Raw genomic sequence first — 20,823 nt, 5'->3', positions numbered from 1 at the left:
CCTGCGATGCCGGGCTTGTCCCGGCATCGTCGTTTTGATGACGAGCCTCTTCCCATATCCGCCGGAATGCCGATGTCTCCAGACAATGACGACCGCAACGCCCTATCCTGGTTTTTTACCGGCATGCGGGGCCTGCTTTCGCTTCCGGCCCTCATTCTCCTGACCTCGATCGTCGGTTTCAGCGCCTTTGCGCTGGAATCGGGGCTGACGCGCGCCGAGGCGGTCTTCATGTCGCTGGCGATCTGGGCGCTTCCGGCGCAGGTCATTCTGGTCGGCAGCATGGCGGGCGGCGCCAACATCGCAGCCTGTTTCCTCGCAGTCACGCTCTCCTCGATCCGCATGATGCCGATGGTCGCCTCGGTCGTCCCGGAAATGCGCACGCGGCGCACGCCGATCTGGCTGCTGCTGATTCTCTCGCATTTCATCGCCATCACGTCCTGGGTGTTCGCGATCACCACGCTGCGCAACGTGCCGCGCGAATACCGGGCGATCTATTTCGCCGGCTTCGGGGTGACTTTGACCTTGACGGGCACCCTTGTCGTCGGGGTCTTCTACGACATCGTTTCGGGCTTTCCGCCGGTCGTCGCGGGCATACTCTTCTTCCTGACCCCGGTCTATTTCAACGCTTCCATCTGGGTGAGCGCGCACCAGCCGGTGGTCAAGATCGCCTTCGTCATGGGGATGATCCTCGGCCCGACGCTGGCGTTGGTGACCCCGCAATTCGACGTGCTTTGCGCGGGCGTCGGGGGCGGAACGGTGGCCTACCTGATCGACAGGGCGCGTCGGAAGAGAAAGCGCGTCGGGCAGGAGGCCAGGCGATGATTACCGAATACTGGACCTTTATCGTCATCGCGGTAGCTGGTTTCCTGGCGACCGATATCTGGCGCTGGCTCGGGGTTTTCACCGGCAACCGACTGAACGAGGATTCCGAGGCGCTGTATTGGGTGAGGGCGGTGGCGACCTCGCTCGTCATGGCCGTCACCGCAAAGCTGATCGTCTTCCCGAACGGCACGCTTGCCGGCACGCCGCTCTGGTTGAGGGTCGGGGCCGCCAGCATCGGCTTTGCCGTGTTCCTGGCGACCGGCCGCAAGGTCGGCATTGGCGTGGCGGTGCCTATGGCGCTTTTGGTCGTCGGTCTCTGGTGGATCGGGTTCTAGAGGTCAGTTGCCCAGTTCGCCGATGATCTTCTCGGCATTCGCCGCCAGCACGTCATTATTCTCCATCTGGCCCGAATGGGGCTTCAACGGCTGCCCCTCGTAACGCGGGACGACGTGGAAATGCAGATGGTAGACCGTCTGTCCGGCGGAGGGTTCGTTGAACTGGATGACCGTGATGCCGTCCGCCTCGAAGGCCTCTTTGGCGGCTTTGGCGAGCTTCTGCACCACCGGGATCACCTTTGAAAGCACGGCAGGATCGGCATCGAGGATGTTGCGCGATGGGGTTTTCGGGACCACCAGAAGGTGACCGGGTGATTGCGGCATGACATCCATGAAGGCAAGGGTATCGTCGTCCTCGTAGACCCGGTGGCACGGGATCTCGCCGCGCAGGATTTTTCCGAAGATGTTGTTGCTGTCGTAAGCCTGTCCGCTCATGGTGATGTCCTCTCCTTAGTTTTGTCGGCCCGATCTTTTCCGAGCTCTAGTCCTGTTCCTGCTGGCGCTCGCCCTTGCGGAAAGGGCTGTGCTCGGCGAGATATTCCGTCATCTGCTCCACGTCTTCCCGTTCGTGCTCCAGATAGTCGGCGATCGCGCGCCTCAGTCCCGCATGGGCGATATAGTGCATCGAATGGGTGGTGACAGGCAGGTAACCGCGCGCCAGCTTGTGTTCCCCTTGCGCGCCCGCTTCGACCCGCTTCAGGCCCTTGGTAAGCGCAAAATCGATCGCCTGGTGGTAGCAGACTTCGAAATGCAGGAAGGGGTGGTCCTCGATACAGCCCCAGTGCCGGCCGTAAAGCGCGTCCCCGCCGATGAAGTTGATCGCGCCGGCGACGTATTTGCCCTCGCGCTTGGCCATCACCAGCAGGATGTCCTCGGGCATGCGCTCGCCGATCAGCGAATAGAATTTTCGTGTCAGGTAAGGCCGGCCCCATTTGCGGCCGCCGGTATCCATGTAGAATTCGAAGAACTGGTCCCAGATGTCCTCTGTGAGGTCCTTGCCGGTCAGCCAGTCGATCGTAATGCCGTTTTCCAGGGCTGAGCGTCGTTCCTTCTTCAGCGCCTTGCGCTTGCGGGACGCGAGCGTCTCCAGAAACGCGTCGTGGTTCTCATAACCTTCGTTGATGAAATGGAACTGCTTGTCGGTGCGGTGCAGGTAATCGGCCTCCTCGAAGGCTGCGACCTGGTCTTCCGCGACGAAGGTGACATGCGCGGACGAGATGCCAAGCTGGCGGGTCACCTCCTGGAGACCTGCGGCGAGCGTCAGCTCCGTCGATTCCCTGTCGTAACCGTCGCGGACGAGCAGGCGAGGTCCGCTCGCCGGCGTGAACGGCACGGTGCATTGCAGTTTCGGATAATAACGTCCGCCGGCGCGCTCGAAAGCGTCGGCCCAGCCGTGGTCGAAGACATATTCGCCCTGGCTGTGGCTTTTCAGATAACCGGGGACCGCGCCGATCAGCGTGCCCTTGTCGTCTTCGAGAAGCAGATGATGGCCGAGCCAGCCGGTCTTGGCGGTGGCCGAGCCCGATTCCTCCAGCGCCGAGAGAAAGGCGTGCGACAGGAACGGATTGTAGGGCACGTCCGAAGAGGAGGACTTGGAAGTGCCCGAGAGGCGCGACCAGCTTGTCGGGCTGATCGCGCAGAAGGACTTTTCGATGCGGATGGTAAGATTGCCGGTCATACTCTGCTTTACAGGGAGGGGGAGGTTGCCTCCCGCGGATCAAAACCTTCGAAGGTCATCTGGTCCGCATATTTATAGGTATGTTCGCGGCCGTTTGCATCCCTCACGGTCCAGGTAATGACCGGAATTCCAGTCGCTCTCTGGGCTGTGACGAACGTGTTCGGCAGGTGGGGGTAGTGGTAGGAAATGAAGTCGAGGCCCAGTTGCATGGCCTCGTCGTGCTCGAAAAATTCCTCCGGCTTGTCGCCCATAGCAGTGAGGCCAAGCGGATAGGGCGAGCCGGCATTCTTGAGGTCGCGCAGGATGTGATAGTCGAAGCTCATCAGCGCCACCTTGCCCTGATAACCTTCGAGAACTTCGAGCACCGCTTCGGCAAACCCGTCGTCCTCGCCGTCGCCTTCGCGCCCCTTGATCTCAATGACGAGGGGCACCTTGCCGGCGACGAGGGCCAGCATCTGCTTCAGCATCGGAACCTTGTCCTTCGTAGCCCCGACCGAAAGCATGCCGAGCTCGGCGGAGGTTTTCTCGCGGATGTCGCCCTTGATGCCGCAGAGCCGCTCGAGGTCGTGATCGTGAAAGACCACCGGAACGCTGTCGGCGGCAAGCTGCACGTCGCATTCGATCGCAAAGCCGGCTTCCACTGCGCGGGAAAAGGCAGACAGGGTGTTTTCCCAGACCTGGTGGTTCATGTCGTGAAAGCCGCGATGGGCGACCGGGAGGTCCTTGATCCAGGATGCGGAGGTCATGCTTCGATCTCGATGATGGCGTCGATTTCGACGGAGGCGTTGAGGGGCAGGCAGGCCATGCCGACGGCGGCACGGGCATGTTTGCCGGCGTCGCCCAGCACGTTGGCGATCAGGTTGGAGGCGCCGTTGATGACGAGGTGCTGCTCGACGAAGTCAGGTGTCGACGCGACGAAGCCGTTGAGCTTCAAAACGCGGCGGATCCTGCCGAGATCGCCCCCGAGTGCCGCCTTCGCCTGGGCGAGGATGTTGATGGCGCAGAGTTCAGCTGCCCGTTGCGCTGCCGGCAAATCCACATCACGGCCGACAAGGCCGGTTACCGCGACCTTGCCCCCTTCGATCGGCAACTGGCCGGAAAGATAAAGGGTATTGCCGCTGATCGTATATGGCACGTAATTGGCGGCGGGTGCTGCCGCGACGGGGAGTTCGATCCCCAGTTCCTGCAGGCGGCCCTCGATGGCTTCGGTCATTTTCGACTCCCGTTTTGTTGTAAATTCTTCAAAAATCCTGCATCAAGGCCTTAGCTTGGTCAGATGGCGTTCTTATAACATCACCAACTGAGTCCAACAGGAGAATGTGAATGTTGCGAATGAGCCTCGGGGTGATCCTTGCCGGCGGTCTGAGCCTTGTGGCTGCCACCTCCGCGGACGCGAATACCGACGCTGCTGCCCGGCTGCTCGTCCCGCATCGCGCCATTTACGACCTGAAGCTCAAGAATGCCTCCGAACGCTCCGGCATCGAAGGCATGTTCGGCCGCATGGTCTATGAGTTCACCGGCTCGGCCTGCACCGGTTTTTCCACCAATTTCCGGCTGGTGACCAAGATCAATACGGGCGAGGAGACCCGCCTTAGCGATCAGCAGACCACGACCTTCGAGGACATGGCCGCAAGCCAGTTCCATTTCGAGACCAAGTCGTTCACCGACGAGCAGCTCGACAAGCAGCTGAGCGGTGACGCGTCGATCGCCGACAAGGGCATCAAGGTGGAAATTACCCAGCCCGACGGCCGTGAGATCCAATTGCCGTCCAGCGATTTTCCGACCAGCCATATGCTCGACGTCATCGCGAATGCCAAGCAGGGCAAGAGTTTCTTCGAGGCGCGGGTCTTCGACGGCTCGGAAAACGGCGACCAGGCGCTGCTGACCACGACAGTGATCGGCAAATCGCAGACGGCGCAGAGCGACGACATCGATGCCGACAAGGCCGGCGAGTTTGCAAAGTCTTCCTTCTGGCCGGTGACGATCGCCTATTTCAACGAGAATGCGGTCGGCGACCCGACCCCGGTCTACAACATGTCGTTCAAGCTCTACGAAAACGGCATCACCCGCGATCTCACCATGGACTACGGCGATTTCGTGCTGTCCGGCAGCCTTGCCAAGCTGGAACTCCTGAAGCCGCAGCAGGACCCGTGCCCGGCGCCGGCGAGATAACAGACTACACGGCCTTCATTTCAGAGGCCGCTTCGTCATGAAACTGTCACGCAATCCTCTTTAGTGTGAACCCGCGTCGGCCATCTGAAAAAGGCCTGACGGTGAAACAGAGCGCTGCGGGGGATGACACGATGGCGGACACCGACTTAGCGACGACTTCCAATCTCAATCTTCCCGTGGTTTCTGCCGATCCGGCGGAAATCGCTCGCATTTCAGACAATATAAATTTGACCGACCGCTCGTCGATTTCAGTCTTTGGAGACCGGGCGCAGCAATCGGTGACCGATTATGCGGATCGCATCCTGCGCGAAGTCCGCAACCGCGACATGGGCGAAGTCGGCAAGCTGCTCAACGATATCATCCTGAAGTCGAAAAACCTCGATCCGGCGTCGATCAGCGAGCAGGGCTTTTTCAGTCGCATGTTCCAGTCCGCCCAGGCGCGGCTGGAACGCTTCAAGGAAGAGTTCGAGGATGTCGCCGGCCAGATCGACCGGATCGGCCTGGAGCTCGACCGCCACAAGGATACGCTTCGCCGCGATATCGCGCTGCTCGACGATCTCCACGAGGAGACCAAGCAGTCGATCGTCAAGCTCGATGGCTATGTCCAGGCGGGCAAGGCGTTCGCCGAGAATTTCCGCGCCAACGATCTGCCGAGGCTGAAGGCCACCGCCGAGGCAGCCGCCGCCAATCCCGGCGGCGGGCTGATCGAGGCGCAGACCTACCAGGACAGTCTGCAGGCGCTCGACCGGCTGGAAAAGCGTATCTTCTATCTACAGCAGGCCCGTCAGCTCGGCATCCAGCAATTGCCGCAGATTCGCATAGTCCAGTCGGGCGACGAGACGCTGATCGAGAACCTGCAGGCGACTTCGGCGCTGACAGTCCCCGCCTGGAAGCAGAAGATGGTTATCCTGCTCGGCCTCAACCGACAGAAGTCGGCGCTCGAACTGCAGAAGACCGTCACCGACGCGACCAATCAGATGATCCGAGAAGCATCGGCGATGATGAAGGACCAGGCGATCGCCATCGAGGAACAGTCACAGCGCGGCATCGTCGACATCGGTACCCTGGAGCAGGCGAACCGCGATCTGATCGACACGATCAGCGGCGTGCTGCGCGTCCAGGAAGACGGCCGCAAGAAGCGCGCCGAGGCGGAGAGCCGCATGGAACAGCTCACCGTCGAGCTCAAGAAGGCGATGACAGGGGCGTGACATTGGTGATCAGGCGGGCGCGTTCCTTGGCTTTTGCGCTGCTGGCGGTCGTTTCGCTTGCCGGCTGCAATATCGGCAAGGGACCGGATTTCTCGATCGTCTCGGGATCGGAAAACACGGTCCTGCAGCCGATCGTGGAAGAGTTCTGCAGAGAGAAGAACGCCGCCTGCACCTTCAAATATGAGGGCACGCTTGATATCGGTCTGGCGCTGCAGAGCGAAGCTGGCGTATCCCAGGATGCCGTCTGGCCGGCCTCCAGCGTCTGGGTCGACATGTTCGATACCCGCCGCCGGGTCAAGAACTTGACCTCGATCGCCCAGACGCCGGTTATATTAGGCGTCCGCAAATCGAAGGCACAGGCGCTCGGCTGGATCGGCCGGGATGTCTTCATGAAGGATATCCTCGCGGCGGTGAATTCCGGCTCGCTCAAATTCCTGATGACCTCGGCGACACAGTCCAATTCCGGCGCCAGCGCCTATCTCGCCATGCTGTCGAGCGCGCTCGGCAACAAGCCGGTGATCGAGCCCGGAGATCTCAAGGACAAGACGGTGCAGGATACAGTCAAGGCGCTGCTGTCAGGCGTCGAGCGCTCGTCCGGCTCCTCCGGCTGGCTCGCCGATCTTTATGTGGATCAGGCCCGCCGCGGCACGCTTTACGACGCCATGTGGAATTACGAGGCGGTGCTGAAGGAGACCAACGACATGCTCGCGGGCATCGGGCAGCAGGATCCGCTATATGCCATCTATCCGGCCGATGGCGTGACGGTCGCCGATTCGCCGATCGGCTTTGTCGATCATGGCCGCGGTGCAGAGGTTCAAACCTTCTTTAATGAACTGCTCGCCCATCTGCGCACGCCCGATATCCAGAAACGCATCGCTGCGACCGGCCGGCGTATTCCGCTCGCCGATGTGGCCGCGACGCCGGAACCGCTCTGGAATTTCGATCCGAAGCGGCTGGTGACGGCGATCCGCATGCCGGAGCCGGCCGTGATCAGCGAGGCGCTGACGCTTTATCAGGCGGCCTTGCGCAAGCCGTCGCTGACGGCGCTCTGCCTCGATTTTTCCGGATCGATGGCCGGCGACGGCGTCACCCAGTTGAAGCAGGCCATGCGCTTCCTGCTGACGCCGGCCGAAGCGAGCCGGGTCCTGGTGCAATGGTCGCCCGCCGACCGCATCATCGTCATTCCCTTCGACGGCAGCGTGCGCCGCTCGCTGATGGGAAGCGGCGATCCCATGGAACAGGAAGGGCTCCTGAATGCCGTGCTCGGCGAGGAGCCGGGCGGCGGCACCAACATGTATGCCTGTGCCGCCGAAGCCATGCGGCAGATCGGCGCCACCAGGGACCTTTCGAATTATTTGCCGGCCATCGTCATCATGACCGACGGCAAGTCGGATGATGAAAGCCGTCGGTTCACGAGCCAGTGGAAGACGATGCAGCCGCATGTTCCGATCTTTGGCATTACCTTCGGCAATGCCGACAAGACGCAGCTGGATAGTCTTGCCGAGGCCACGTCGGCCCGCGTATTCAATGGCGGGTCGGATCTCGCGGCGGCATTCCGCACCGCGCGCGGTTACAACTAAGGCCGAGAATGCGTAGATGGTTCGGCAATGATTGGAATTGGGTAGCGGCAGGGCTTGCCGCTGCGATCGTGGTTCCTGTCCTGAGTTTCATCTTCCTGATGCCGGTCATCGTGGCCGCGGGCATCGGCGCCTTCGTCTTCGCCGGCCTGGTTTTCCTTCTGGCGCCGCGCCGGCTGTTCGAAGGGCTCGACGAAAAGTCGATCGGCCGCGGCAGACTGGAATTCGTCCGGGAGCTGATGGCCGCCGCCGTGCCCGCCGCCGAGCGGCTCGAAGCCGCCGCCGGCCGCATAACCGACAAGCCGACTGCCGCCCGTGTCAGGCACCTTGCCGAGATTGCCGCCGATGTCTTTGCCAAGCTCGAGGCCGATCCGCAGAGTGCTGGCGCAGTGCGTCGCTTCCTCAGCTACTACCTGCCGCGTGCTGCCGAGGTCGCCGAAGGTTTCTCGATTATCGAGGCGAAACGTGCCCCCGACAACAAGCAGTTGCAGGAGGTCGGCGGCGTGCTGGTCAAGCTGGAAGATGCCTTTGTACATTATGCCGACAGCTTGGTCGACGAACAGCTCGACAGCCTGAACACCGATCTTCGCCTCATCCAGGCATCTCTCAAAGAGGACCTTGAACGCTGATGGCGATTTCCAGACGCGCCTTTGGAGTGGGATTGCTGGCAACCGGCGTTGCCGGCACCGGCGGATATTTCGCGGTGAAGGATCGACCGGAACTGCAGGGCCTGCTTGGCAATCGCACGACGCTGACCGGCTTCATCGGTGGCGAAAAGGAAGCTTTTCTTGCCGATCCCGACGTCATCCGCGCGCTCGCCAGCCGCGGCCTGACCGTCCAGAGCCGGGTGGCCGGCTCGGTGGAGATGGTGCGCGAACGGGCGCTGCTGTCGCAGAGCCCGCAATTCCTCTGGCCGTCCTCGTCGATCATGGTCGATATCGCCCGCCAGAACGGCGTGAGGATCAGGGATGACCGGGTGATGCTCAACACCCCCGTCGTCGTTTATTCGTGGCAGCCCGTCGCCGACGGGCTGATGAAGGCGGGCCTGGTGATCCGCACGGGCGAGGGGCATTACCAGCTCGACCTCAAGGCGCTGCTCGATGCCATTCTCGCTGGCACCGATTGGTCGAAGCTCGGCGTCAACATGCTCTACGGCCGGGCGCGCATCATCTCGACGGATCCGAACCGGTCGAATTCCGGCTTCATGTTCGCCGGCCTCGTGCTCAGCCTCCTGAGCGGCAATCTGGCGACCGCCGAATCGCTTGCTGAATTCGGCCCGAAGGCGCAGGCGATCTTCCGCAACATGGGCTTCAAGTCGCCGTCTTCGGGGAAGCTGTTCGAACAATATCTCGCCGGCGGCATCGGCGGAGAACCGATGATCGTCGGTTATGAGAACCAGCTCGTCGAATGGATTCTCGCCGATCGCTCCCGCTGGGAACGGATCATGGCAGGCGCTGGTGCAAAGCCCGTCGTGCTTTATCCTCGCCCGACCGTTTATTCCGCCCATCCACTGATCGTGATCGACGAGGAGGCGAACCGGCTTGTCGATGCGCTGACGACACCGGCGCTGCAGCAGCTCGCCTGGGAAAAGCACGGTTTTCGCGGTCCGCTGGGAACTCCGACGGGTAGTGCGTCGGGAGCGGTCGCTCGCCTGCTGCCCGCCGATGTTGACGCGGTCTTGCCGATGCCGGATGCCGGCGTCATGTTGGCGCTGCTCAATCTCCTGGCCCGTTGAGGCAATTTCCGGCAAAGCTCTTGCTTTTGCGGCAAATCGAATGTAAGGCCAGCCGTATTCCACACGTAAGGCATGGGATTGTCCGGGAGAAATCCGGACCGTTCCGCCCGGTGGCATTCTCGAAGAGGGTGCTGTTCGCCTTGCGGAGGTTCAACCGGAAAAGGATAACAAGGCATGGCATTGCCCGATTTCTCTATGCGCCAGCTTCTCGAAGCAGGCGTCCACTTCGGCCACCAGACTCACCGCTGGAACCCGAAGATGAAGCCGTATATCTTCGGCGACCGTAACAACATCCACATCATCGATCTGGCCCAGACCGTTCCGATGCTGTCGCGCGCCCTTCAGGTCGTGTCCGACACCGTCGCCCGTGGCGGCCGCGTTCTGTTCGTCGGCACCAAGCGCCAGGCGTCTGAACTGATCGCCGACTCTGCCAAGCGTTCGGCCCAGTACTACGTCAACTCCCGCTGGCTCGGCGGCATGATGACCAACTGGAAGACCATTTCGAACTCGATCCAGCGCCTGCGCAAGCTCGACGAAATCCTCAACTCGGAAGCTTCCGGCTACTCCAAGAAGGAACGCCTGAACCTCGAGCGCGAACGCGAAAAGCTGGACAAGGCTCTCGGCGGTATCCGCGACATGGGCGGCACTCCGGACCTGATGTTCATCATCGACACCAACAAGGAAAAGATCGCTATCGACGAAGCCAAGCGCCTGGGCATCCCGGTCGTGGCCATCATCGATTCGAACTGCGATCCGGACCTCATCGACTACCCGATCCCGGGCAATGACGACGCCTCGCGCGCCATCGCTCTCTACACCGACCTGATCGCCCGCGCTGCCATCGACGGCATCGCGCGCCAGCAGGGCGCTTCGGGTCGTGATGTCGGCGCCTCTGCCGAAGCTCCGATCGAGCCGGCTCTCGAAGGCGAAGCAGAAGCAGAAGCTTAAAAGCCGGATGGAGCGGCTTGGTCCGCTCCTCCTTTCTGAAATTCGATCGAGGCCAGAGATACCGATCCCTGGCCTTGGTCGTTTCAAGGCGAGCCGCCACCGCTTGGTCGTCGAGGCGATCGCTTTCGTGATGTCTTCATCACGCTGTCACACTTCCGGGTACATTCGTCCCAAAACTTTTGAGTCCGCCGACGTTTTTCCGGCGAGAAGCACTTGAACCGACAAGAGGCAAAACAATGGCTGAAATCACCGCTGCACTGGTAAAGGAACTGCGCGAAAAGTCCGGCGCAGGCATGATGGACTGCAAGAAGGCGCTGACCGAAACGAACGGCGACATCGAAGCGGCGATCGACTGGCTGCGCGCCAAGGGCATCTCCAAGGCCGACAAGAAGTCCGGCCGCACCGCAGCCGAAGGCCTGATCGGCATCGCCAGCGCCGGCCACAGGGCCGTCGTCATCGAACTCAACTCGGAAACCGACTTCGTTGCCCGCAACGATGCCTTCCAGGACCTCGTCCGCGGCATCGCCAGCGTCGCGCTGACGACCGACGGTTCCGTCGAGGCGATCTCGGCTGCCACCTATCCCGCTTCCGGCAAGCCGGTTGCCGACACGATCAAGGACGCGATCGCCACGATCGGCGAGAACATGACGCTGCGTCGCTCCGCCCTGCTGCAGGTCGAGCATGGCGTCGTCGCGACCTACGTCCATAACGCTGCCGGCGACGGCATCGGCAAGCTCGGCGTCCTGGTCGCCCTGAAGTCGGTCGGCGACAAGGAAGTCCTGACCTCGCTCGGCCGTCAGGTTGCCATGCACATCGCTGCCACCAACCCGCTTGCCATCCGCGCCGAAGAAGTCGACGCGACTGTCGCCGAGCGCGAGCGCAACGTGTTCATTGAGCAGTCGCGCGCTTCCGGCAAGCCGGAAGCGATCATCGAAAAGATGGTCGACGGCCGCATGCGCAAGTTCTTCGAGGAAGTTGCCCTTCTGTCGCAGGCCTTCGTCATCAACCCGGACGTGACTGTCGGCCAGGCCGTCAAGGATGCTGAAAAGCTCGCTGGCGCTTCGATCGAAGTCACCGGCATGGCCCGTCTTCTGCTCGGCGAAGGCGTCGAAAAGGAAGAATCGGATTTCGCCGCTGAAGTAGCAGCGGTCGCCAAAGGCTGATATTCGTTAGCTAAAGCTGTCGAAAGCGCAAGGGCACCGGTGACAAGCCGGTGCCCTTCGTGTATCCGCAACCCGTTTGACCCTCCGCATGCATTTCGATTTCAAGGAGCCTCCATGTCGCCTCAGCCCCTCTACAAGCGTGTCTTGCTCAAGGCCTCCGGTGAAGCTCTGATGGGCAGCCAGGGTTTCGGCATCGATGTTGCGGTTGCCGATCGGGTCGCCTCCGATATTGCCGAAGCGCGCGCCATGGGCGTCGATGTCGGCGTGGTCGTCGGCGGCGGCAACATCTTTCGCGGCGTCGCCGTGGCTTCCAAGGGCGGCGACCGGGTTACCGGCGACCACATGGGGATGCTCGGCACCGTGATCAACGCCCTGGCGCTTGCCACGTCGCTGCGCAAGCTGAACGTCGACACGGTGGTCCTGTCGGCGATCTCGATGCCGGAAATCTGCGAGAGCTTCTCGCAGCGTCAGGCGCTGCATCACATGGCGCAGGGCAGGGTGGTGATCTTCGCCGGCGGCACCGGCAATCCGTTCTTCACGACCGATTCGGCGGCAGCGCTACGCGCGGCTGAAATCGGTGCGGAAGCGATCTTCAAGGGCACCCAGGTGGACGGCATCTATTCGGCCGATCCCAAGAAGGACCCGACAGCGACCCGGTTCGAGACGCTGACGCATGGCGAAGTGCTCGAAAAGGGTCTGGCGGTGATGGACGTGGCGGCGGTGGCGCTCGCCCGCGAAAACTCCATCCCGATCATTGTTTTTTCGATCCATGAGAAGGGCGGCTTCGCCCAAATCTTGACCGGCGGCGGCCGCAAGACCATCGTAGCGGACAATTGAGGCGCGGCATCGCGGGCCGCCCAGATAACATACGGGAGTAGACGGATGAGTGGAATCGACCTCAACGACATCAAGCGCCGCATGGAGGGCGCGATCAACGCGTTCAAAAGCGATATCGCGTCGCTGCGCACCGGCCGCGCCTCGGCCAATATTCTCGATCCGGTGATGGTCGAAGCCTATGGTTCGCGCGTGCCGCTCAACCAGGTGGCCAACATCACCGTGCCGGAAGCGCGTATGCTGGGCGTATCCATCTGGGACAAGTCGATGGTCAACGCCGTCGACAGGGCGATCCGCGAATCACATCTCGGTCTCAACCCGATCGTCGACGGCCAGAACCTGCGCATTCCGCTTCCCGAGCTCAACGAGGAGCGCCGCAAGTCGCTGGTCAAGGTTGCGCATGATTATGCGGAAAAGGCGAAGGTTGCTGTCCGTCACGTCCGTCGCGATGGCATGGACGGCCTGAAAAAGGCCGAAAAGGACGGCGACATCGGCCAGGACGAGAGCCGCTCGCAGTCAGAAAAAGTGCAGAAGATGACGGATGATACGATTTCCGAAGTCGACCGCTTGCTTGCGGATAAGGAAAAGGAAATCATGCAGGTCTAACTTAGGCCTGGTTTGCCGCCATATTCCGGCGGCCAAAGGAGCCGCATAGAATATGGTGAACCCCGAGCTTGCAATCATCCCTCAACACGTTGCCATTATCATGGATGGCAATGGACGCTGGGCCAACAAGCGCGGGCTTCCTCGTACGGTCGGACACAGCAAGGGCGTCGAAGCGGTTCGCGAAACGGTGCGGGCTGCCGGCGATGCCGGCGTCAAATATCTGACGCTCTTTGCGTTTTCTTCGGAGAACTGGAGCAGGCCCGAAACCGAGGTGAGGGATCTCCTCGGTCTTCTCCGGCGCTTCATCCGTCAGGATCTGGCCGAATTGCACCGAGAGAATATCCGCATCCGGGTGATCGGCGAACGCGAGAAGCTGCGCAGCGACATCCTTCCGCTTCTTCTCGAAGCCGAGGAAACCACAAGGTTCAATACGGCACTGACGCTGGTCATCGCCTTCAACTACGGTGCGCGCGACGAGATCGCCCGTGCGGTCGCCATGCTTGCCCGGGACGTCGAGGCCGGTGTGCTCAAGGCTTCCGAGATCGACGCGGACAAGATCAGCGCAAAGCTGGATACCGCCGGCATTCCCGATCCGGACCTCATCATCCGCACCAGCGGCGAGGAGCGGCTTTCGAATTTTCTGCTCTGGCAGGCGGCCTATTCCGAACTTGTCTTCCTGCCGGACTACTGGCCCGACTTCGATCGGAAACTCTTCCTCGATGCCCTGAAGATCTATGCCTCCCGCGACCGGCGCTTCGGCGGCCTGTCGAACAAGACGATAGCAGTGGGTGGTTGATGAGCACTGAACTGAAGCGCCGCATCGCATCCGCGGTGGTTCTGGCGGCCGTGGTCCTGGCGGCCACCTGGTATGGCGGCCTGGCCTTCCGCATCTTGGCTGCAGCCATGGCGGTCCTGATCTATTACGAATGGTCGACGATCACGCGGGCCGCCGAGCGCGATTTTCGTGCGAACGCCTTCGGCTGGGTCGCGATTTTTCTGATCGCCATCGACCTGGTGGTCGATGAAGGTGCGCTCTCGGTGCCGATTCTCGGCGGCGCTGTAGTCACCGTCCTTCTTCTCGTGCTTCTGCGCAAGGGCAGCTGGTGGCTGCCGGGCGGCATCTTCTACGCGGGCTTGAGCGGAATCTCTCTGGCGGCGATCCGGGCCGAAGACCAGGCGGGGTTTGTTGCGACCCTCTTCATCTTCGCGGTCGTCTGGGCGACCGATATCCTCGCCTATTTCGTCGGCCGCGCCCTCAAGGGGCCGAAACTTGCACCGCGCATTTCGCCCGGCAAGACCTGGTCCGGCGCGATCGGCGGCACGGTGTCGGGCGTGGTCGCAAGCTCCGTCCTGACGCTCGGCGTCTTTTCCCGGCTGTCGATCTGGACGGTGGCGATCGCATTTCTGCTTTCCGTCGCCAGCCAGATCGGCGACCTGTTTGAGTCCTTCATCAAGCGCCGGTTTGGCGTAAAGGATTCCAGCCACCTCATTCCGGGGCACGGCGGCGTCATGGATCGCGTCGACGGCCTCGTTTTCGCCTGTTTCGCGGCGTTCCTGCTGACGCTTGTTTATACGGCCATGACGGGCCATCTTGATGTGTCGGTTGCAGGCTTCCTCTTCGGGTTTTGAGGTCTGGGCGGCCAACACAATGTTGAAACGGAAATTTTGATGGCCATCCTCAGCTTCCTTACCGGCTATATCATCCCCTTCGTGCTGGTCCTGTCCCTGCTCGTCTTCGTGCATGAGATGGGCCACTATCTTGTCGGACGCTGGTGCGGCATCCGGGTCACCGCCTTCTCGGTCGGCTTCGGACCGGAGCTCGTCGGCTTCACCGACAGTCACGGCACCCGCTGGAAGCTCTCGGCGATCCCGCTTGGCGGCTACGTCAAGTTCTTCGGCGACGAGGACGCCGCGAGCCTGCCGGATGCGAGCGGCCTTGCGGGCATGAGCGAGGAAGAAAAGGCTCAGACACTGGCTGGTGCCAAGCTCTGGAAGAGGGCCGCCACCGTCGCGGCCGGCCCGATCGCCAATTTCATCCTGGCGATTGCCATCTTCGCCGTCCTCTTCAGCGTCTACGGCAAGGTCGTCGCCGATCCCGTGGTCGCCGAAGTCCAGCCGGGAAGCGCCGCCCTTGCCGCCGGCGTTGAGCCCGGCGATCGGCTGGTGGCGCTCGACGGCTCGCGCATCCGGACCTTCGACGATGTACGGCGTTATGTCAGCATCAGGCCGGACACCCCGATCGTCGTGACGGTCGAGCGGAACGGCCAGGACATCGATCTGCCGATGGTGCCGAAGCGCTCCGAGGTCACCGACCAGTTCGGCAACAAGGTCGAGCTCGGCCTGATCGGCATCGTCACCAACGAACAGCGCGGCAATTTCCGCATCGAGACGTTCACGCCGCTGCAGGCGGTTGCCGAAGGCGTCACCGAGACCGGCCATATCGTCACCGGCACCTTCCGCTATATCGGAAACCTGGTGACCGGGCGGATGAAGGCTGACCAGCTCGGCGGGCCGGTCAGGGTCGCCCAGGCGTCGGGCCAGATGGCGACGCTCGGCTTTGCGGCGGTGGTCCAGCTGGCGGCGGTTCTTTCGGTCTCCATCGGGCTCTTGAACCTCATGCCTGTGCCAATTTTGGACGGCGGTCATCTCGTCTTCTACGCGATCGAGGCCATCCGTGGCCGACCGCTCGGCTCAGGTGCGCAGGAGATCGCCTTCCGCATCGGGCTTGCGATGGTTTTGAGCCTCATGGTCTTCGCGACCTTCAACGACATCAGCAATCTGATCGGTTGATGTCCTTCAAATCGTAAAAGAAACTGTTTATTCACCATGTTTCCAACAGTTGCGTGGCCATTGGGTCACGCAAGGGAAGTAAGTAAACAGAAATTAACGCGATACCTTGCTTGTAGGTCAAAAGAAGGTAAAACGACACACGTGGCCGGAGTCGGGCACCACCCGCCGAGGGACAACGGGAAAAGGTAAGAATTGAAATGAAGGCTGGTTCAAAGTTTTTGAACGCAGTGTCGGCGTTTGCGCTGTCTGCTAGTGTTGTTGCATCGGGCGCAGGTGTACTGGTACTTGCTTCCGCACTTTCTGCCGAAGCGGCGGTTATCCGGAGCGTTCAGGTCCGCGGCGCACAGCGCGCCGGCGAGGAGGCTGTCCGTTCCAACCTGACCATCCGCCCGGGTGTCAACTTCTCCAATAACGACATCGATGAATCGGTCCGCAAGCTCTATTCGACCGGCTATTTCTCGGATGTCAAAATCAGTGTTTCCGGCAGCACGCTGGTCGTGTCGGTGAGCGAGAACCAGCTCATCAACCAGGTCGTGTTCAACGGCAACCGCAAGATCACGGACGACAAGCTTCAGGCAGTCGTTCAGACCCAGCCGCTCGGCCCGTACAATCAGGCATTGATCGACGCAGATATTCAGCGTCTGCGCGAAGCCTATCGCGCCATCGGCCGCAGCGACGTTCAGATCACTACCCAGACCGCTGATGTTGGTCAGGGACGCGTCAACCTTGCTTTCGTCATCAACGAAGGTGACCGCACCAAGATTGCCGACATCAGTTTCGCCGGCAATCAGGCTTATGGCGATGGCCGCCTGAAGTCGGTGCTGATCACCAAGGAATCCGGTCCGCTGTCCTTCTTGACCCGCAAGGACGTTTACAGCGAGGACAAGCTGCGCGCCGACGAGGAAGCGCTGCGCCAGTTCTATTATAACCACGGTTATCCTGACTTCCGCGTCATCTCGTCGGAAGCAGTGCTCGATGAATCGAGCAACAAGTACAATATCAGCTTCACGGTCGAGGAAGGCCAGCGTTACGAGTACGGCAACGTCTCGGTAGAATCCACGGTCGAGGGCATCAGCGGCCAGGACCTCGAAGGTCTGGTTCAGACCCGCGCCGGTAGCGTCTATAACGCCCGCGAAATCCAGAAGTCGATGGAAGCGATCTCCAAGCGCGTCGCTGCGGCCGGTTATCCGTTCGCCCGCGTCACGCCGCGCGGCGACCGCAACATGGAAAACCACACGATCGGTGTTTCCTACCTCGTCGACCAGGGCGAGCGCGCCTATGTCGAGCGCATCGAGATCCGCGGCAACACCCGCACGCGTGACTATGTCATCCGCCGCGAATTCGATTTCAGCGAAGGCGATGCCTTCAACCAGGAAATGATCTCGCGCGCCAAGCGTCGCCTTGAGGCGCTCGGTTATTTCACGACCGTCAATATCTCGACCTCGCAGGGCACTTCGCCTGACCGCGTCGTCATCGTTGTCGATGTCGAGGACCAGCCGACCGGTTCGTTCGGTATCGGCGCCGGTTACTCGGCGGGCGGCGACGGCTTCCTGCTCGAAGCTTCGATCGAAGAAAAGAACTTCCTCGGCCGCGGTCAGTTCATCCGCGTCGCAGTCGGCGGTGGTCTCGACGAAGCCCGCAGCTACAACCTTTCGTTCACCGAGCCCTACTTCCTCGGTTATCGTTTGGCGGCTGGTTTCGACCTGTTCAAGAGCAAGACCTCTTCGAACGAGTATTACGATTACGATGAGCAGGGCGTCACCCTGCGCGTAACGGCGCCGATCACCGAAGATCTGGCGACCACGTTCCGCTACACCTACAAGGAAATCCAGTACGACAACGACGGTGCCTTTGGTACCGATGGCGTCCCTGGCACCGCGGACGATAACCTTTCGTCGCCCTACATCTCGATGATCGACCAGGGCAAGTTCGTTCAGTCGTCGATTTCGCAGACGCTGACCTACAACACGCTCGACAGCCAGACGCTGCCGCGCGAAGGTCTCTACGCGACGATCACGCATGAATATGCCGGTCTCGGCGGCGACTCCGACTTCTACAAGATTTCCGGTCGTGCCCGTTACTTCCAGCTTCTGTCGACCGAGGCTGACCTGATCGGCTCCATCGCAGTCGGTGCGGGCCATGTGGTTTCCACCGGCGACAATCTGCATGTCTTCGACCAGTTCACGATCGGCGGTCGCCAGATCCGTGGCTTCGAGAACGACGGTATCGGTCCGCGTACCGCCGATCACGGCGATGCGCTCGGCGGCACGACCTACTTCACGGCCTCTGCCGAAATGTCGATGCCGATGCCGGCTATTCCGGAAGACTTCGGCCTGCGTGCTGCCGTCTTCGCCGATGCCGGTACCCTTTACGGCAATGATGTCCCGCTCGGCACCAGCACCGCGCAGGGCACCAGCATGAACTGGCGCGCTTCCGTCGGTGCGGGTATCATGTGGGCGTCGCCGTTCGGCAACATCCGCTTTGACTACGCGCATCCGGTCATGAAGGAAGACTTCGACGAAACCCAGGAATTCCGGTTCAGCATGGCGAACCAGTTCTGATCATTTCCGCTCGCGGTTGCGGGCGGAAATCTGTTCTGGAGCTTTAGCTTTATGGACCACAATGAATTCTTTCCGCCCCATGATGGCGTGAGCCTGCGCGAGTTGGCCGCCCTTCTTGGGGCTGAACTGCTTGATGGCAGCGCCGGCGATCGGCTGATCCGTTCCGTTGCACCCGTTGCGCGGGCCGGCGAGGGCGAGATTTGTTATATCCTGTCCCGGAAAAGCCGTCACGAACTGGAAAGCTGCAAGGCTTCCGCGATTATCTGTGATCCCGCGATCCGTTCGATCATTCCGGCCCATATCCCGGTTCTGCTGACCAAGACTCCACACACGGCGTTTGCCCAGGCCGGTGCCATCCTGCATCCGATCGCCATGCGACCGTCTCCGATCACTTCGTTTCCCCCGGGCATTTCGCCGGCCGCGTTCGTCGATCCGACCGCCAGGCTCGAACCCGGCGTCGAGATCGAGCCCATGGCCGTGATCGGCGCGCGGGCGGAAATCGGCACCGGCACCCGCATCGGCGCCGGAACCATCATCGGTGCCGACGTCAGGATCGGCCGGGATTGCACGATCGCCGCAGGGGCGAGCGTGGTCGCGGCTCTGATCGGCAACAGCGTGATCATTCACAATGGCGTCCGCATCGGCCAGGACGGCTTCGGGTTTGCGCCGGGTCCGCGCGGCATGCTGAAGATCGTCCAGATCGGCCGCGTCATCATCCAGGATAATGTCGAGATCGGCGCCAACACGACGGTCGACCGCGGCGCCATGGACGATACGGTCATCGGTGAGGGCACCAAGATCGACAACCAGGTCCAGGTTGCCCATAACGTGCGCATCGGCCGCCATTGCGGCATCGCCAGCGGCGCCGGCATCGCCGGTTCGACGCGGATCGGCGACGGTGTATTGATCGGCGGCGCATCCGGTATTAATGGACACATCTCGATTGGAGACGGCGTGCAGATCGCCGCGATGAGCGGTGTGGTGGGAGATATTCCCGCCGGGGCGCGTTATGGCGGTATTCCCGCCCGCCCGATGCCGGATTTCCTCCGCGATACCGCGGAAGTCTTGATGCGTTCGGATGAGCGGGCGAAACGCAGAGGAGAAAAGAAGAATGACTGATGAGACCAAGCCGGTGCTCGGCGCGGCCGATATTCAGGAAATCATGAAGCTGCTGCCGCACCGCTATCCTTTTCTCCTGGTCGATAAGATCGTCGAGATCGACGGGGACAATTCCGCGATCGGCATCAAGAACGTCACCGCCAATGAACCGCATTTCACCGGGCATTTCCCGGAGAAGCCGATCATGCCGGGCGTGCTTCTGGTCGAGGGCATGGCGCAGACTGCAGGCGCCATCTGCGCCAGGAAAGAAGGCGAGGGCGGCAATCTCGTCTACTTCATGACCATCGACAATGCCCGCTTCCGCAAGCCGGTTGTGCCGGGCGACCGGGTCGAATTCCACGTTACCAAGCAGAAACAGCGCGGAAATATCTGGAAATTCCATTGTGACGCAAAGGTGGACGGCGTACTTGTTGCCGAAGCCGATATCGGCGCAATGATCCGGCGCAAGGAAGAAGAATGAGCAGCATTGCAGCAAGCGCGCGCATCCATCCGTTAGCATTGGTCGAGGACGGCGCCGTCATCGGCGAGAACGTCGTCGTCGGCCCGTTTTCGCATGTCGGCCCGCGCGTAGTGCTGAAGGATGGCGTCGAACTGCTGTCGCATGCCGTGGTGAGCGGTCGCACCGAGATCGGCCGCAACTGCCGTATCTTTCCGATGGCGATCATCGGCGGTGTTTCTCAGAGCCTTCATGAGGCGGGCGAGGATTCGACCCTGACGGTCGGCGACAATTGCGTCATGCGCGAAGGCGTGACGATGAACTGCGGCACGGTCGGCGGCGGCGGCAAGACGGTGGTCGGCAACAACTGCCTGTTCCTCGCCAATTCGCACGTTGCGCATGACTGTCAGCTCGGCAACGATATCATCATGTCGAACAACGTCATGCTGGCCGGGCACGTCCACGTGGCGGATCGGGCGATCCTCGGCGGCGGCTGCGCCGTGCATCAGTTTACCCGCATCGGCCGCCAGGCTTTTATTGGCGGGCTTACCGCCGTCAATTACGACGTCATCCCCTATGGCATGCTGAACGGCAATCCGGGGGTCCTCGGTGGCCTGAACGTGGTCGGCATGACCCGGGCCGGCGTCGAGCGCGCGACGATCCATACCGTCCGCCGCGCCTTCAAGCAGATCTTCGAGGGCGAGAGTAACATCCGCGCCAACGCGGCGGCGATCCGCAACGACTACGCCGATTGCAAGGAAGCGATGGAAATCCTCGATTTCATCGCGGCCGAGAGCGATCGTGCCATTTCCTCGACCTTCCGCGGCAAGGGCTGATCC

22 protein-coding genes are annotated in these 20,823 nt (G+C 61.5%); 18 read left to right on the top strand and 4 right to left on the bottom strand.

The window, feature by feature from the left end; translation table 11 throughout:
• The first annotated feature begins 72 nt into the window (after positions 1-72).
• Positions 73-822, top strand: a complete 750-nt coding sequence (locus tag C5J24_RS06305; protein ID WP_105416707.1) for an AzlC family ABC transporter permease — start codon at positions 73-75, stop codon at positions 820-822.
• Positions 819-1,157: an AzlD domain-containing protein gene (locus C5J24_RS06300; protein WP_105416367.1), complete on the top strand. Its 339-nt coding sequence runs from the start codon at positions 819-821 to the stop codon at positions 1,155-1,157. Before C5J24_RS06305 ends, C5J24_RS06300 begins: the two co-directional genes overlap by 4 nt.
• A gap of 3 nt (positions 1,158-1,160) precedes the next feature.
• Here C5J24_RS06300 and C5J24_RS06295 read toward each other — a convergent pair whose 3' ends face one another.
• The 4 genes from C5J24_RS06295 to C5J24_RS06280 are packed head-to-tail and all read right to left on the bottom strand — an operon-like array spanning position 1,161 to position 4,048.
• Positions 1,161-1,592 carry an HIT family protein gene (locus tag C5J24_RS06295; RefSeq protein WP_105416364.1) on the bottom strand — a complete coding sequence of 144 codons (432 nt, stop codon included), beginning with the start codon at positions 1,590-1,592 and terminating at the stop codon, positions 1,161-1,163.
• 46 nt (positions 1,593-1,638) lie between these two features.
• Positions 1,639-2,835 (bottom strand): GNAT family N-acetyltransferase, encoded by a 1,197-nt coding sequence (locus C5J24_RS06290; RefSeq protein ID WP_105416362.1) that lies wholly within the window; start codon positions 2,833-2,835, stop codon positions 1,639-1,641.
• Positions 2,836-2,843: 8 nt separating this feature from the next.
• Positions 2,844-3,581 carry a glycerophosphodiester phosphodiesterase gene (locus C5J24_RS06285; protein WP_172723856.1) on the bottom strand — a complete coding sequence of 246 codons (738 nt, stop codon included), beginning with the start codon at positions 3,579-3,581 and terminating at the stop codon, positions 2,844-2,846.
• Positions 3,578-4,048 (bottom strand): RidA family protein, encoded by a 471-nt coding sequence (locus tag C5J24_RS06280; RefSeq protein WP_105401245.1) that lies wholly within the window; start codon positions 4,046-4,048, stop codon positions 3,578-3,580. The genes C5J24_RS06285 and C5J24_RS06280 overlap by 4 nt, the downstream gene beginning before the upstream one ends.
• A 110-nt stretch (positions 4,049-4,158) precedes the next feature.
• On the opposite strand from C5J24_RS06280, the gene C5J24_RS06275 reads away from it, so the two are divergent.
• From C5J24_RS06275 to lpxA, 16 genes are all read left to right on the top strand, one after another.
• Positions 4,159-5,007 carry a cell envelope integrity EipB family protein gene (locus C5J24_RS06275; protein ID WP_105416360.1) on the top strand — a complete coding sequence of 283 codons (849 nt, stop codon included), beginning with the start codon at positions 4,159-4,161 and terminating at the stop codon, positions 5,005-5,007.
• A 131-nt stretch (positions 5,008-5,138) separates the two neighbouring features.
• The gene (locus C5J24_RS06270) at positions 5,139-6,215 is read left to right on the top strand and encodes a toxic anion resistance protein (RefSeq protein WP_105416358.1); all 1,077 of its coding nucleotides are present in this window, start codon (positions 5,139-5,141) and stop codon (positions 6,213-6,215) included.
• Positions 6,212-7,795 (top strand): VWA domain-containing protein, encoded by a 1,584-nt coding sequence (locus tag C5J24_RS06265; RefSeq protein WP_245446518.1) that lies wholly within the window; start codon positions 6,212-6,214, stop codon positions 7,793-7,795. Before C5J24_RS06270 ends, C5J24_RS06265 begins: the two co-directional genes overlap by 4 nt.
• Positions 7,796-7,803: 8 nt before the next feature.
• The gene (locus C5J24_RS06260) at positions 7,804-8,421 is read left to right on the top strand and encodes a 5-bromo-4-chloroindolyl phosphate hydrolysis family protein (protein ID WP_105416356.1); all 618 of its coding nucleotides are present in this window, start codon (positions 7,804-7,806) and stop codon (positions 8,419-8,421) included.
• Positions 8,421-9,527: a substrate-binding domain-containing protein gene (locus C5J24_RS06255; RefSeq protein WP_105416354.1), complete on the top strand. Its 1,107-nt coding sequence runs from the start codon at positions 8,421-8,423 to the stop codon at positions 9,525-9,527. Before C5J24_RS06260 ends, C5J24_RS06255 begins: the two co-directional genes overlap by 1 nt.
• Positions 9,528-9,701: 174 nt before the next feature.
• On the top strand, positions 9,702-10,475 hold the full coding sequence (gene rpsB / locus C5J24_RS06250; protein WP_046637716.1) for a 30S ribosomal protein S2: 774 nt from the start codon (positions 9,702-9,704) through the stop codon (positions 10,473-10,475).
• A 236-nt stretch (positions 10,476-10,711) separates the two neighbouring features.
• On the top strand, positions 10,712-11,638 hold the full coding sequence (gene tsf / locus C5J24_RS06245) for a translation elongation factor Ts (protein WP_046606277.1): 927 nt from the start codon (positions 10,712-10,714) through the stop codon (positions 11,636-11,638).
• 114 nt (positions 11,639-11,752) lie between these two features.
• Positions 11,753-12,475 carry a UMP kinase gene (gene pyrH / locus C5J24_RS06240; protein WP_038542600.1) on the top strand — a complete coding sequence of 241 codons (723 nt, stop codon included), beginning with the start codon at positions 11,753-11,755 and terminating at the stop codon, positions 12,473-12,475.
• A gap of 45 nt (positions 12,476-12,520) precedes the next feature.
• Positions 12,521-13,078 carry a ribosome recycling factor gene (frr, locus tag C5J24_RS06235; protein WP_046606279.1) on the top strand — a complete coding sequence of 186 codons (558 nt, stop codon included), beginning with the start codon at positions 12,521-12,523 and terminating at the stop codon, positions 13,076-13,078.
• A 52-nt stretch (positions 13,079-13,130) separates the two neighbouring features.
• Complete coding sequence (locus C5J24_RS06230; RefSeq protein WP_105416352.1) at positions 13,131-13,874, top strand: isoprenyl transferase; 744 nt, start codon at positions 13,131-13,133, stop codon at positions 13,872-13,874.
• On the top strand, positions 13,874-14,707 hold the full coding sequence (locus C5J24_RS06225; protein WP_105416350.1) for a phosphatidate cytidylyltransferase: 834 nt from the start codon (positions 13,874-13,876) through the stop codon (positions 14,705-14,707). Before C5J24_RS06230 ends, C5J24_RS06225 begins: the two co-directional genes overlap by 1 nt.
• Positions 14,708-14,746: 39 nt before the next feature.
• On the top strand, positions 14,747-15,868 hold the full coding sequence (gene rseP, locus C5J24_RS06220; RefSeq protein ID WP_105416348.1) for an RIP metalloprotease RseP: 1,122 nt from the start codon (positions 14,747-14,749) through the stop codon (positions 15,866-15,868).
• A gap of 197 nt (positions 15,869-16,065) precedes the next feature.
• Entirely contained in the window at positions 16,066-18,429 is a 2,364-nt protein-coding gene (gene bamA, locus C5J24_RS06215; protein WP_105401250.1) for an outer membrane protein assembly factor BamA, read from the top strand.
• A 51-nt stretch (positions 18,430-18,480) separates the two neighbouring features.
• Positions 18,481-19,548 carry a UDP-3-O-(3-hydroxymyristoyl)glucosamine N-acyltransferase gene (gene lpxD / locus C5J24_RS06210; protein ID WP_105416346.1) on the top strand — a complete coding sequence of 356 codons (1,068 nt, stop codon included), beginning with the start codon at positions 18,481-18,483 and terminating at the stop codon, positions 19,546-19,548.
• Positions 19,541-20,008, top strand: a complete 468-nt coding sequence (gene fabZ / locus C5J24_RS06205) for a 3-hydroxyacyl-ACP dehydratase FabZ (protein ID WP_046637708.1) — start codon at positions 19,541-19,543, stop codon at positions 20,006-20,008. The genes lpxD and fabZ overlap by 8 nt, the downstream gene beginning before the upstream one ends.
• On the top strand, positions 20,005-20,820 hold the full coding sequence (gene lpxA / locus C5J24_RS06200; RefSeq protein WP_105401252.1) for an acyl-ACP--UDP-N-acetylglucosamine O-acyltransferase: 816 nt from the start codon (positions 20,005-20,007) through the stop codon (positions 20,818-20,820). The genes fabZ and lpxA overlap by 4 nt, the downstream gene beginning before the upstream one ends.
• Positions 20,821-20,823: the final 3 nt, after the last annotated feature.

It is taken from the genome of Neorhizobium sp. T25_27, assembly GCF_002968565.1.
GTDB lineage: Bacteria > Pseudomonadota > Alphaproteobacteria > Rhizobiales > Rhizobiaceae > Neorhizobium > Neorhizobium tomejilense.
This window is presented reverse-complemented; position numbering and strand designations above follow the sequence as displayed.